This is a genomic window from Brevibacterium oceani (assembly GCF_017948325.1).
Taxonomy (GTDB): Bacteria; Actinomycetota; Actinomycetes; order Actinomycetales; family Brevibacteriaceae; genus Brevibacterium; species Brevibacterium oceani.
Map to the genome: position 1 here is coordinate 1,626,119 of NZ_CP072846.1, position 13,722 is coordinate 1,639,840.

Annotated in this window: 11 protein-coding genes; 7 read left to right on the top strand and 4 right to left on the bottom strand. The window is 66.8% G+C overall.

Annotated elements, in window-relative coordinates; all coding sequences use genetic code 11:
- The first annotated feature begins 17 nt into the window (after positions 1-17).
- Positions 18-752 (top strand): helix-turn-helix transcriptional regulator, encoded by a 735-nt coding sequence (locus J9314_RS07125; RefSeq protein ID WP_210605109.1) that lies wholly within the window; start codon positions 18-20, stop codon positions 750-752.
- A gap of 64 nt (positions 753-816) precedes the next feature.
- Here J9314_RS07125 and J9314_RS07130 read toward each other — a convergent pair whose 3' ends face one another.
- Together J9314_RS07130 and J9314_RS07135 are read right to left on the bottom strand one after the other, a co-directional pair.
- Positions 817-1,920, bottom strand: coding sequence for an Rv2578c family radical SAM protein (locus tag J9314_RS07130; protein ID WP_210605110.1), 1,104 nt, complete (start codon positions 1,918-1,920; stop codon positions 817-819).
- A 66-nt stretch (positions 1,921-1,986) separates the two neighbouring features.
- The gene (locus J9314_RS07135) at positions 1,987-2,517 is read right to left on the bottom strand and encodes a flavin reductase family protein (protein WP_210605111.1); all 531 of its coding nucleotides are present in this window, start codon (positions 2,515-2,517) and stop codon (positions 1,987-1,989) included.
- A 309-nt stretch (positions 2,518-2,826) separates the two neighbouring features.
- Here J9314_RS07135 and J9314_RS07140 point away from each other — a divergent pair, with 309 nt between their 5' ends.
- The 6 genes from J9314_RS07140 (at position 2,827) to J9314_RS07165 (ending at position 11,250) form a co-directional block, all read left to right on the top strand.
- Positions 2,827-4,158, top strand: a complete 1,332-nt coding sequence (locus tag J9314_RS07140) for an MFS transporter (RefSeq protein ID WP_210605112.1) — start codon at positions 2,827-2,829, stop codon at positions 4,156-4,158.
- 103 nt (positions 4,159-4,261) lie between these two features.
- Positions 4,262-5,638 carry an LLM class flavin-dependent oxidoreductase gene (locus tag J9314_RS07145; RefSeq protein ID WP_210605113.1) on the top strand — a complete coding sequence of 459 codons (1,377 nt, stop codon included), beginning with the start codon at positions 4,262-4,264 and terminating at the stop codon, positions 5,636-5,638.
- Between the two features lie 192 nt (positions 5,639-5,830).
- Entirely contained in the window at positions 5,831-7,090 is a 1,260-nt protein-coding gene (locus J9314_RS07150; protein ID WP_210605114.1) for an MFS transporter, read from the top strand.
- 99 nt (positions 7,091-7,189) lie between these two features.
- Positions 7,190-8,644, top strand: coding sequence for an MFS transporter (locus J9314_RS07155; RefSeq protein WP_210605115.1), 1,455 nt, complete (start codon positions 7,190-7,192; stop codon positions 8,642-8,644).
- A 259-nt stretch (positions 8,645-8,903) separates the two neighbouring features.
- Complete coding sequence (locus J9314_RS07160) at positions 8,904-10,421, top strand: NCS1 family nucleobase:cation symporter-1 (RefSeq protein WP_210605116.1); 1,518 nt, start codon at positions 8,904-8,906, stop codon at positions 10,419-10,421.
- A gap of 52 nt (positions 10,422-10,473) precedes the next feature.
- Complete coding sequence (locus J9314_RS07165; protein ID WP_246490657.1) at positions 10,474-11,250, top strand: aspartate/glutamate racemase family protein; 777 nt, start codon at positions 10,474-10,476, stop codon at positions 11,248-11,250.
- 3 nt (positions 11,251-11,253) lie between these two features.
- Here the strand turns inward: J9314_RS07165 and J9314_RS07170 are convergent, their stop codons facing one another.
- A complete protein-coding gene (locus tag J9314_RS07170) occupies positions 11,254-11,967 on the bottom strand; it encodes a GntR family transcriptional regulator (protein ID WP_210605117.1) in 714 nt (237 codons plus the stop codon).
- Between the two features lie 12 nt (positions 11,968-11,979).
- The gene (locus J9314_RS07175; protein WP_210605118.1) at positions 11,980-13,650 is read right to left on the bottom strand and encodes a DUF885 domain-containing protein; all 1,671 of its coding nucleotides are present in this window, start codon (positions 13,648-13,650) and stop codon (positions 11,980-11,982) included.
- Between the last annotated feature and the right edge of the window lie 72 nt (positions 13,651-13,722).

Genomic DNA, 13,722 nt, shown 5'->3' on the forward strand with positions numbered 1-13,722 from the left:
TTTTCAATGATGCTGAAGTGACAACGGCGACTTTCTCCGCTGCCGAACACTGGGACGAGTCGTTCGCTCCGCACAGCCACGAAGGTGACCAGCTCTACTGGTTCCCCGGGGGTGCGATGGAAGTCGTCATCGGCGAGCATCGCTGGTTGGTTCACGAGGACACGCTGCTCTGGATCCCCGCGGGCGTCGTGCATTCGAACCGACTGCTCGGCCCCGGCGCGACGGTGAGTGTCTATCTCAGCCCGGTGCTCCGTCCTGCCGGCGAAAGCTGGATGCGTCCTCGCGCAATTGCGCTCGACCCGCTTGTCGGAGCGATCATGCGTCATCTTCCCGGGCGTGCTCTGAGTCCTCATCGTCGTGCGTCGTGCTGTCGGCTCCTTCTTGACCTCCTCGACGAGGCGGAGGATCGCGATACCACCCTTCCCCTGCCGACCCACCCGGCTGCGCGAGCCGTCGCTGATTCCCTCATCGCCGAGCCGGATCTGCCCACGCAACTGAGCGAATGGGCCGCACTTCACGGGGTGAGTGCTCGTACCCTCGCGCGGGCGTTCGAGTCGCAGACCGGACATGGATTCGCCCGATGGCGGACGAAGACCCGGCTGCTCTCATCGCTCACCGGGCTCCTGGACGGTGAGCCCGTTCATCGCGTGGGTGCGAAGGTCGGCTACGCAACGGCGGGAGGATTCATCGACGCGTTCCGGAAGGAGTTCGGAGCCACGCCCGCCGAATACGTCCGTCTGCACCGACCGTGAGCGGGTTGGCGACCGTCGGTGGGTTCGCTGAAGGTGGTTCTCCGCTGCGTCGGCGGCAGAGCGCTCAGAAGAGCGGTCGCTGCGAGGGCGGCGCCAGATCGGCGGGAAATGGCGCCTCCGACCGACTGCGGCGGCCCGGGCCGGCTCCGATGCGAGTCCGAGACTCGCGCGCTGCGACGGGGTCGTCGTCATCGTTGCGTCCGCGCAGCCCGTAGCCGTCGATGAGCGGATTGATGCGCTCGCCCAGCCAGCGCCGGTAGTCTTTCGAGGCGTACGACGAGGTCGCATACATGCGGCGGTAGCGGGGGAGGAGCTCGGGGTGTTCGCGCTCCAGCCAGGAGAAGAACCACTCCCGCGCTCCCGGGCGCAGGTGAAGGGCACCGTAGACCACCCGCGAAGCACCGGCGTCTCTGATCGCACGCAGAGCCGAATCGAGGTGGTCGCGGGAATCGGTGAGCTTGGGCAGGATCGGCATCATGAAGACCGTGACGTCGAAGCCGAGTTCGGCGGCGGCGCGGACGGTCGCCAGCCTGGCCGCGGTGGTCGGCGTCCCCGGCTCGAGGCTCTGCTGGAGCTCGTCATCGTGGACGGCGATCGACATGCTGATCTCCACCGGAACGTCCTCGGCAGCGCGGGCGAGCAACGGCAGATCCCGCCGCAGCAGCGTGCCCTTGGTCAGGATCGACATCGGGGTGCCATGTCCGGCCAGGGCGGTGATGACGCCGGGCATGAGCGCGTACCTGCCTTCGGCCCGCTGGTAAGGGTCGGTGTTCGTGCCGAGGGCGACGAGCTCGCGCGACCATTTCGGCTTGGCCACCTCGGCGGCGACCACCTCGGCAGTGTTGATCTTGACGATGACCTGCCGGTCGAAGTCCTCGCCGGTATCGAGGTCGAGATAACGGTGTGTGCTCCTGGCGAAGCAGTACACGCAGGCGTGGGAACAGCCGCGATACGGGTTGATCGTCCAGGTGAACGGCATCGAGCTGGCTGCGGGCACCCGATTGAGGGCGGACTTCGCGAGCACCTCGTGGAAGGTGACGCCGGAGAACTCGGGAGTGCGGACGGTGCGGACGAGTCCTCGGACTCCGAAGAGCTCCGGCGTCGCTGCGCCGGGTCTCGCGGGGGCACCGCCGTCCGGAGCGGGACCGGTGAGTTCGTTCCACCTCATAGAGCAATTCGAACACGTGTTCGAACATGCGTCAAGCGCCCGCGAACGGACATTGCGGGACTGCGGTCAGGACACGCGCATGCCCTTGAACTCGCTGCGATGGAAGACGAGTGCCTCCGGGCCGTCAGGGCTGCGCGTGGCGAGGATCTCGAGCAGGGCCACGGTGTGGTCGCCGGCCTCGACTTCGTTGTAGAGGCGGGTCCAGAGGAATGCCGAGCTGCCGGGGATCGTCACCGCACCGGCGGCGGTGAGGTCGGGGTCGATGCCGTCGAAGCGACGGGAGCGGTCCTTCGAAGCGAGCTGCCGGGCCAGCCCCTCCTGGTCCGTGCCCAGCAGAGAGATCCCGAGCTCGGGTGCATCGCGCAGGGCGGGCCAGGTGGCCGACGATTTCTGAACGGCGACACTGACCAGAGGCGGATCGAGCGAGACTCCGACCGTCAGTGTGGAGGCGACGATCCCGATCGGTGCACCGTCGATCGTCGCGCCGATGAAGGCGACTCCCTGTGGGAAGTGGGAGAAGGTCTCTCGGAGGTTCTCCGGTGAGGCGGCATCGGCGGCTGTGTTCGGTGTGACCGAGGGGTCTGCCAAGATCGTCATTCCTTCACCTCGTATGCTCTGTTGAGCGATCCGGATCGGTGTCTCCACTCGTGCGAGGTTCGCGTGAGGGCCCGCGATACAGGGGACCGCTGGTCGATATGCGTCGGTCGTTGCCCTCGATCATTGCAAAATACGACGTGAAGTGCAGTGATCGGGGTCATATGGCGACGCAGTGTGACCCTCTGTGACAGACAAAGTCGGACCATGACGCGGCGCGACGTGAACTCGGGCGTGGGGGAATAGATTGCTCAGCGATACTGACGACCCCGACTCATGTGTCTCACTCGGTGAGCGCAGCAGGAGCCTCCCATGACCCAGACCTCGGTCACCGATCCGAGCACCCAGGACCCGCCTCGGCGATTCTTTGACGGAAAGAAGCGGGTGCTGGCCTCGGCCTTCGCCGGAACGACGATCGAGTGGTACGACTTCTACCTCTACGGGACTGCGGCGGCTCTGATCTTCAACGTCCAGTTCTTCCCCTCCGACAGTGAACTCGGCAGCCGACTCGCGTCCTTCGCCACCCTCGCCGTCGGGTTCTTCGCCCGACCTCTGGGCGGAATCATCGCCGGCCACCTCGGTGATCGGGTCGGACGCAAGGCGCTGCTCGTCGTCTCCCTGCTGTCCATGGGAACCGCCTCGACGCTCATCGGGTTGGTCCCGAACTTCGCAGCCATCGGCTGGTGGGCCGCCGCCTCGCTCGTCGTCCTGCGCATCGTCCAAGGTCTGTCCGCCGGCGCCGAATGGGGCGGGTCCGCTCTGCTGTCGGTCGAACACGCGCCGGCCCGCAAGCGCGGATTCTTCGGTTCCTTCACCCAGATCGGCTCCGCTGCGGGCATGCTGCTGGCCACCAGCGCCTTCTTCATCGTCCAGAACCTTCTGAGCACCGAACAGTTCGAATCATTCGGCTGGCGCATTCCGTTCCTCGCCTCCGCACTGCTCGTGGGACTAGGGCTGTGGATCCGCCTCGGTGTCTCCGACGCCCCGGAATTCCAAGAGCTGAAGGACTCCGGCCAGGTCGCCAAGGCTCCGCTGCGCACGGTCATCACCGACCATCCCCGGGTCCTGCTCATCACGATCGGTCTGCGCCTGGCCCAGAACAGCGTCTTCTACCTCATCACCGTCTACATGCTCAGCTACCTGTCGGAGAACCGCGACGACTCGACCTCCGGCGTCACGGCCGTGATGATCGCCTCGGCCATCGGCCTGGTCACCGGGCCGGCGTGGGGCTGGGTCTCCGACCGCGTCGGCCGCAAGCCCGTGACCATCGGCGGCTTCATCGGCATCGCCGTGTTCGGGTGGATCTTCTTCGCCTACCTCGACGCGGGTCCGCTGGCCTTCCTGCCCATCATCGTCATCCTCGGAATGAACCTCGCCCACGATGCCGTCTACGGACCCCAGGCCGCATGGTTCGCCGAGCAGTTCCCCATCGAGGTCCGCTACTCGGGAGTGAACATGGGCTACCAGCTGGGCACCGTCATCGGCGGCGGAATCATGCCGATGATCGCCGCGCTGCTCTACGTCGCCGGCAGACATTCGCCGTGGCTGATCTGCGGCTACCTCACCCTGCTGTGCGTGATCTCGCTTATCGCCGCCGTGGCGGCCAAGGACCCGGCACGCGACCTCGACCGCACCGCTGCCTGAGCCGACAGCACATTCGTACCCAGCCACTGAGCGGGCCGGGGCAGCAGCAGACACAGCACCACGCACTCACAGCATCACGCACCACCGAAACAGGAGACAACCGATGACGAAACCGATCGTGCTCAACGCCTTCGACATGATGACCCCGGTCCACCAGTCGCCCGGGCTCTGGCGCCACCCCGAATCACGCATCGAGGAGTTCACCCAGCTCTCGTTCTGGACGGATCTGGCGAAGACGCTCGAAGAGGGCGGATTCTCCTCCCTCTTCCTCGCCGACATCCTCGGCGTCTACGACGTCTACGGCGGCAACGCCGATGTCACGAACCGCGGGGGAGTCCAGTTCCCGCTGCTCGACCCGCTCGTCGCGATCCCGGCTATGGCCGCGGACACCCAGACCCTCGGCTTCGGCGTCACCGCCTCGGTGACGTATGAGAAGCCCTACCTCCTCGCCCGCACCCTGACGACCCTCGATCACTTCACGAACGGTCGGGTGGCTTGGAACATCGTCACCAGCTACGTCGATTCGGCAGCTCGCAACCTGGGCCTCAAGGGTCAGATCCCACACGATGAGCGCTACGACCGGGCCGATGAGTTCATGGACGTCATGTACAAGCTCTTCGAGGGTTCGATCAACCCCGAGGCTCTCAAAGCCGACGCCGAGGCGAACGTCTTCGTCGACCCCGCGCAGGTCCACGACATCGACCACGAGGGCAAGTTCTTCACTGTCCCCGGACAGGCGCTCGCCGTGCCCGGCCCCCAGGGCACTCCGCTGCTGTTCCAGGCCGGTGCCTCGAAACGCGGACAGGAATTCGCCCTCGACCACGCCGAGGCGATCTTCTTCTCCGGCCCGACACCGCAGATCCTGCGCAGCTGGGTCGACAAGGTCCGTGACGGACTCGAGGAGCGCGGACGTGCCCGTGACTCCGTGAAGATCTTCGCTCTGGCCACCGTCATCGTCGACGACACCGACGAGGCGGCCGAGGCACGTCTGGCCGACTACCGCAGTTACGTCGACACCGAATCCGCGCTTTCCCTCTTCGGCGGCTGGACCGGAGTCGACCTGTCCGGAGCGAACCCGGAGGACACGCTCGAATACGTGTCCACCGATGCCAATCAGTCCGCGCTCGCCTCCTTCACGACCATGGCAGGGGACAAGGCGTGGACGATCCGTGACCTCGCAGAATTCGTCGCACTCGGAGGCCGCGGTCCGGTCATCACCGGATCGCCCGCGACCGTCGTCGACGAATTCCAGCGGTGGATGGATGAGGCCGACATCGACGGCTTCAACATCGCTGCAGCCGTCCGCCCGGCCGATGCCGAACGCTTCACGAAGTACGTCTCACCTGAGCTGCGCCGTCGCGGACTCCTGCCCGAACCGGTTGCCGGAGCCACGGTGCGCGAAGCTCTCACCGGCGGTGGCCCGCGGCTGGCCGACGACCACAAGGGCGCCGGCTTCCGTCTCGACGCCGCCCGCGTCTGAGTCTCTCCGTCGCCCAGGTCGCCGGAGCAGCCCGGCCACCGAGGCGGCTGTCCGCCGGAGCAGCCCGGCCACCGACGCAGTCCAGGTCGCCGAGGCGGCTGTCCGGCGGTGCGGGCACTGACCTTGCCGGCCCGCCTGGGGCATAATGGTCTGCGGCCGTTTTCCGATCCGTCGACCGAACAGAGACCGCGTATGAGTACTTCGACGCCGCTGACCACCACCGAATCCGCCGCCGAGCGCGGCTACCGGCGCAAGGCGCTCTTCGCCGCCGCGATCGGCTACGGACTCGACGGCTTCGACCTCCTCGTCCTCAGCTTCGCCCTCTCGGGCATCATCGCCACCTTCGGTCTCAGCGACGTTCGGGCCGGTTCGCTGTCGACGATCACCCTGTTCGGCGCCGTGCTCGGCGGCATCGTCTTCGGCGCGCTGGCCGACCGGTTCGGCCGAGTCCGGGTGCTGACGTGGACGGTGCTCGTCTTCGCCGTGTTCACCGGACTCTCCGCGCTCGCGCAGGGATACTGGGACCTCGCGGCCTATCGATTCATCGCCGGCATCGGCATCGGCGGGGAATTCGGCATCGGCATGGCCCTGGCCGCCGAGGCGGTCCGTGCCGACCAGCGGGCGCGAGCCACCTCGTGGGTCGGGGTGGGCTTCCAACTCGGCGTCTTCGCCGCCGCCCTCGTCTCCGCACCGGTCATCGCAGCCTGGGGATGGAGGGGGCTGTTCGTCATCGGCCTCTTCCCTGCCGTGTTCGCGTTCGTCGTCCGCCGTGGAGTCGAGGAGCCGGAGAAGTTCGTGCGCTCCCAGGTGGACGAGGGCGGCCAGACGGAGGCGAAGACGCACGAGTCCTTCGCCGCGAAGCTCGGCGCACTCGTCAGGGACCGTACGACACTCAAGGTCACGGTGGCGCTGACCATCCTCACCAGCGTGCAGAACTTCGGCTACTTCGGCATCATCACCTGGCTGCCGAACTACCTCTCCGAGCAGATGGGACTCGGTGTGACGAAGGGATCGCTGTGGACGGCGGTGACGGTCGTGGGCATGCTCGCGGGAATCCTCGTCTTCGGGCAGATCGCCGACCGCCTCGGCCGGCGTCCGGCATTCTGGATCTTCCAGGTCGGAGCCATCGTCTCCATCCTCGTCTACTCTCAGTTGAGCGATCCGAGTGCGCTGCTGGCAGGCGGCTTCTTCATGGGCGCCTTCGCCAACGGCATGATCGGCGGTCACGGGGCTCTGCTGGCCGAGATGTACCCGACCGAGGTCAGGGCCACCGCACAGAACGTCATCTTCAATGTCGGCCGCGCCATCGGCGGCCTGGCCCCCGTCGTCATCGCTCTGCTGGCCGGGTCCCTCGGCTTCGGCTTCGCCCTGGCGCTGCTGCCCGCCATCTACGTCCTCCAATTCCTCGCGATGTTCCTGCTGCCGGAGAGGCGTGGGGCCGAACTCACCTGAACCGCACCTTCCGCAGTCTCTGTGAGGCCGCACACACGCGTGACGCTCTGTGACGGAAGAGGCGGATCGCGGTGCCACGCGCCGTCATAATCGACGCTTGTGAGCAATTCAGACACCGCCGCGAATCAGGCGACCACACGCATCATCTCCACCGCCTCCGACATCCACTCGGTCCTCGCCGAATTCGGCTCACAGGGGACGAAGACGAAGGCCGTGATCATCCTCGCCCTCGGCGGGATCTTCATGGACGCCTACGACTTCTCCTCGCTGGCCTTCGGCATCACGGCGATCCAGGAGCAGTTCGGGCTCTCCGGGTTCATGACCGGCCTCGTCAACGCCTCGATCATGATCGGCGCGGTCATCGGTGCCCTCTTCGGCGGCTACCTCGTCGACCGCTTCGGCCGCTACCGGCTGTTCATGGCCGATATGGTCTTCTTCGTCATCGCCGCGATCGGCTGCGCCCTGGCTCCGAACGAATGGGTGCTCATCGCCTTCCGCTTCGTCATGGGCATCGGCGTCGGTCTCGATCTGCCCGTGGCGATGGCGTTCCTCGCCGAATTCTCGAAGCTCAAGGGCAAAGGCAACCGCTCACAGCGCGTGAACTCGTGGTCGCCCGCGTGGTACATCGCCACCGGCGTCGGCTACCTCATCGTCCTCATCATCTTCGTGACCCTGCCGTATGACCAGCATGCGATCCTGTGGCGCATCGTCGTCGGCTTCGGTGCTGTACCCGCCCTCATCGTGCTCCTCGTCCGCCGCCGCTACCTCGCCGAGTCCCCGGAATGGCTGGCCAACCAGGGTGATCTGCGTGCGGCCGTCGACGTCATGCGCTCCCACCACAACCTCGACGTCGCGCTCGCCGCCGAGGCGTCCAGCGGTGCGGCAGAGGGACCGGAGGGCGAAATCGACAGGCCCGCAGCAGGACGGTGGCGTGGCTTCGCCGAACTCTTCTCCCCGAAATACCGAGTGCGCACCATCGTCGCTCTCTGCGTCTCCGTCTTCTCGACCTTCGGCTACAACGCCGTGGCCTATGGGACACCGCTCATCATCACCACGCTCTTCCACCAGACGCCGCTGATCACGATCGTCTCCTCGCTCATCATCAATCTGGGCTTCGGGGCCCTCGGCGGCCTGCTCGGCATGTCGATCGTCAACCGCTTCGGCACTCGGAAGATCACCTTCATCGGCTTCGTCGTCCAGGCCGTTGCGCTGGGTCTGCTGGCTCTCGTCGGCATCCCGAACGGGGCACTCGTCCTCGTCTCGGTCGCGATGCTCGCAGCCTTCGTCTTCGCGCAGGCCGGTGGACCGGGTGCGAACCTCATGAACTACGCGACCCTGTCCTACCCGACGCGGCTGCGTGGCATCGGCATCGGCTTCAACCAGTCCGTGCTCCGAGCCTTCTCGATCGTCTCGCTCATCATGTTCCCGATCCTCGCGGCCTCACTGGGCACCGGCGTGTTCTGGATCGTCGCCTGTGCGCCGCTGGCCGGAGCCATCGCGGTGGGCATCGTGGCGTGGGATCCGACGGCCAAGGACGTCGAGCGCGAAGAGTGACCACGACGGCACTCGGAAGGAATGGAATACCATTCCCTCCCATTGCGGGCCAGGCCTCGCCGAGGCGGCGCGACGGCGTCGTATCCCGCGTCACTGACCGCGCGAGACCACAGATGACGTGCGTTCGATCGGTGGCGTGGTCTTGCGGCGGGAGTGTGAGCCGCGTTACTCTGAGGCGACAGGAATTCGCCGTCGCAGCGCCTGGGAACCTCATTTGGTATCCCGGCGATGTGCTCATCACGCAGGAGTTGTGAGCCGCATGAGGAAGACCGAGACCTCGGAGGAGTCTGTGCCGTCGCGACTGGGGCCGAGCCCGGACCAGCTGGCCGCACACCGGATCAGTCCGCGCTTCTACAATGCCGACCTCGCGCCGAGCAAGAAGGAAGGGCGCAGCTGGACCGCGTACAGCGTGTTCACCCTGTGGGCCAACGATGTGCACTCCCTGGGCAACTACGGATTCGCCCTCGGGCTCTTCGCGCTGGGACTGGGCGCCTGGCAGATCCTCGTCGCCCTCCTCGTCGGCGCCGCTCTGCTCTTCTTCCTCCTCACCCTCTCGGGCTTCATGGGACACAAGACCGGGGTTCCCTATCCGGTGATGAGCCGCATCGCCTTCGGCATCCACGGCGCCCAGCTGGCCGCCTCGGTGAGGGGGATCGTCGCGATCGCCTGGTTCGGCATCCAGACCTACCTGGCCTCGAGCGTGCTCAACGTCCTCCTCATCACCCTCATCCCCAGCCTTCAGGCCTGGGCAGACACAGAATTCCTCGGTCTGTCCGGACTCGGCTGGTTCTCCTTCACCCTGCTCTGGATCGTTCAGGTCATCATCGTCAGCTACGGCATGGAGATGATCCGCAAGTACGAGGCGATCGCCGGCCCCATCATCCTCGTCACCTTCCTCGCCCTGGCCGTATGGATGCTCTCACGCGTGGACTTCTCGATCTCCTGGTCCCGGGACGGCGCCCTGTCCGGGTGGCCGATGTGGATGCACATCCTCGGCGGCGGTGCTCTGTGGGTCTCGATCTACGGCACCTTCGTGCTCAACTTCTCCGACTTCACCCGGGCAGCGAAGAAGAAGGGATCGATCGTCGTCGGCAATTTCTGGGGGATCCCCATCAACATGCTCGTCTTCGGCCTCGTCGTCATCTCGCTGGCCGGAGCCCAGTACGAACTCGACGGCACCGTCATCACCTCACCCGCCGACATCGTGCAGACCATCGGCAGCCCGATCCTGCTGGCCCTGGCCTCGCTGTCCCTGCTCATCCTCACGATCGCGGTCAACCTCATGGCCAACTTCGTCGCCCCGACCTACGCCCTGACCAACCTCTTCCCCCGCCACCTCAACTTCCGCTCGGCCGCGATCGTCTCGGCGATCATCGGCTTCGTCATCCTGCCGTGGAACCTCTACGACTCACCCGTCGTCATCGTCTACTTCCTCGGCGGGCTCGGTGCTCTGCTCGGACCGCTGTTCGGCATCATCATGGTCGACTACTGGGTGGTGCGGAAGACGAAGGTCAACGTTCCCCAGCTCTACACCGAAGCCGGCGACGGAGAATACTTCTACCACCACGGCGTGAACTGGCGGGCGATCGGCGCGTTCATCCCCGCCTCGGCGATCTCCCTCGTCTTCGCCCTCGTCCCGACCTTCGCCGGGCTCTCCGAGTTCTCGTGGTTCTCCGGAGCGGCCCTGTCAGCGATCATCTACTTCGTCATCGCCCGCCGGGACTTCACCTTCCGCGAGGTCGACGGCGAGGAGATCGCCGTGCCGACCACCCACTGACCCCTCTGCAACCCCAGCGCACCGCCCGCCGCCGACCATGATGGAGCCACCCGTGAGAATACTCGTCGCCAACGTGAACACGACGGAGTCGATGACCGAGGGCATCGCCCGAGCCGCACGCGCCGTCGCCTCGCCGGGCACCGAGATCATCGGACTCACCCCGAGGTTCGGTGCCGAGTCCTGCGAGGGCAACGTCGAAAGCCACCTCGCGGCCCTCGGCGTCATGGACGCCGTGCTCGGCTACGACGGTGACTACGATGCGGTGATCCAAGCCGGCTACGGAGAACACGGGCGGGAGGCCCTCCAGGAACTCCTCGACGTCCCCGTCGTCGACATCACCGAGGCGGGGGCCGCGCTGGCGATGTTCCTCGGGCGCCGCTACTCGGTGGTCACCACGCTCGATCGCACCGTCCCGCTCATCGAGGACCGGCTGCGCCTGGCCGGACTCGACGCCCACTGTGCCTCGGTGCGGGCCTCGGGTATGGCGGTCCTCGAGCTCGAAGAGAGTCCGGACCGTGCCGTCACCGCGATCGCCGACCAGGCCGCCGAGGCGGTCGAGCGTGACCGTGCCGAGGTCATCGTCCTCGGGTGCGGGGGAATGGCCGATCTCGGCCGGACAATCACGGATCGGTGCGCCGTCCCCGTCGTCGACGGCGTCACGGCCGCGGTCAGGCTCGCCGAATCCCTCGTCGGACTCGGCCTGAGGACCTCGAAGGTGAGGACCTATGCACCCGCCCGGCCGAAGCGGATGAGCGGGTGGCCCTTCCCCGGCGTCGGCGATGCGGGCGGTCGCACTGCGGACGGCCTGGGAGCCGCTGCGAGGGACTGAGGCTCACTCCTCCTCGGGCGGTTCCCCCTGCTCTGCTGCCTCTTCCGGCACCGCTCGTTTCTCCTCGACGGCCCGGGCCAGGCGCTCGGTGTGCTTGTCATGCTGGTCCTGGCTGGTGCCCAGGTGTCGGTTGGCCAGTTCCCCGGCCTTCGTCTGGTCACGCCTGGCGATGGCGTCGAAGAGTTCGGCATGCTCGGTTGCGACGACATCGAGATCGTCATGCTGGCTCAGCTGCCAGCGCATCCGGGAGTCGAGCAGCGCCCCGATCTCTCCGAGCAGTTCGTTGCCGGTGAGCTCGGTGACGATGGCGTGGAACTCCGCGGCGCTGCGATGGGCGCCGACGACGTCACCGTTCTGCGACAGCTCCCGGCCCCTGCGCATCGTCGATTCGAGACGCGCGAGGCCCTCACGGGTGTGGCGCTGTGCGGCGAGTTCGAAGATCAGCACGTCGAAGACGGTGCGCACTTCGTTGAGGTCGGCGATGTCGCTGGGGGAGAACTCGCGCACGGTCGACCATGTGTTCGGTCGCGTCGTGACCAGGCCCTCCGAGGCGAGCTGCTTGAGTGCCTCGCGGATGGGCACGCGGGAGACCCCGAGCTCCTCGGCGAGGTTGCGTTCGACGAGTCTCTCTCCCGGCAGTCGGATGCCGTCGATGATCTGGTTGCGCAGGACCTCGGTGACCCGCACCGTCTCGGAGCGCGGAGTTCCACTGTTCATCGGCACGCCTCCTCAGCGGCGCATCGCGCGGCCGAGCACGTCGAGGCCGACCGAGCCGAGCCCGAGCGCCTTCGTATGGAAGGCCTTGAGATCGAAGTCGGCACCCGCCTCGGCGGCAGCCTCGTCGCGGAACTGCTCCCACAGCCGCTGACCGATCTTGTAGCTCGGCGCCTGGCCGGGCCAACCGAGGTAGCGGTCGAGTTCGAAGGCGAGGAATGAGCGGTCCATCGCGACGTTGTCGGTGAGGAACTGCCAGGCCTTCTCACGGTTCCAGATTCCTCCGCCGAGGCTGGTCGGAGCCTCGAGTCCGAGGTGGAATCCGATGTCGAGGACGACGCGGGCGGCCCGCAGCCGCTGCGAGTCGAGCATGCCGAGGTAGTCGCCGGGTTCGTCGAGGAAGCCGAGGTCGGCCATGAGCTTCTCCGCGTAGAGAGCCCAGCCCTCACCATGACCGGAGACCCAGCACATCAGCCGTCGCCACCGATTGAGTGTGTCGGAGACGTAGGTGGCCTGACCGACCTGCAGGTGGTGACCGGGCACGCCCTCGTGATAGACGGTGGTCTTCTCCTGCCAGGTCGCGAACTCCGTGACGCCCTCGGGCACCGACCACCACATCCGACCCGGACGGGAGAAGTCGTCGGTGGGGCCGGTGTAGTAGATCCCACCGGTCGCCGACGGCGCGATCATGCACTCGATCGTGCGCACCGGCTCCGGGATGTCGAAGTGGGACTTCCCGAGCTCGGTGATCGCCTCGTCGGCGACCCGCTGCATCCAGTCGCGCAGCGCCTCCGAGCCGTGCAGGGTCCGCTCGGGATCCTGATTCAGCATCTCCATGACCTCGAAGAGTCCGGCACCCGGAGCGATCTTCTCGGCGACCTCACGCTGTTCGGCGTCGATGCGGGCGAGCTCCTCGAGCCCCCAGGCGTAGGTCTCGTCGAAGTCGACCTCGGCACCGAGGAAGTCACGCGAGTGCAGCGCGTAGGCGTCGCGACCGCACGCCTCGTTCTCCGGTGCCTGCGGCAGCAGAGTCTCGCCGAGGAAGTCGGCGAGCTCATCGAAGGAGGCCCGAGCCGCCTCGGCGCCGGTGTTCAGAGTGGACTGCAGGGTCTCCGGGACTGCGGCGGCACCGGCGACGAGGGCATCGAAATTGCTGCCCGGACGGGCGAGGGCGCGGGCCTGTTCGATGACCTTCTCGACCTGGATCCGCGCGGAGACCCGGCCCTGTTCGGCCGCGAGGCCGAGCGATTCCCGGTACCCGGCGACGGAGGCGGGCACGGCGGCAAGCGTCGTCGCGATCTGCTCCCAGTCCTCGGTCGACGCTGTGGGCATGAGGTCGAAGGCATCGCGGATGTCCTGGAGCGGGGAGGCGATGACGTTGAGGCTCGCGTGGCGGTTCCCCGCCTCGAAGTGATCCCGGTCGACGCCGAGGCGGTCGCGCATCGCATCGATGGTGACGCGGTCGACCTCGTCGAGTTCGCTCGTCCGCTCCACCTCATCGAGCTTCGCCAGCGTCTCGACGGTGAGATCGTTGGACGCGGCCAGTCCCGCGGGGGAGAAGTCGTCGAATCCCTTCGCACCGTCGAGGCCGAGGTAGAGGGCGAGGGAGGGGGAGAGGGCGAGGGAGCGGTCGACGTAGTCTTCGGCGACGGCGTCGACGGCTGAGGGGGTTCTCTTCTGGGTCATGGATCCCACCCTATCGCGAGCTGCGTCACGTTCGGCCCGGACACCTGCACCTTCTTCGCGTCGAACCCGCTA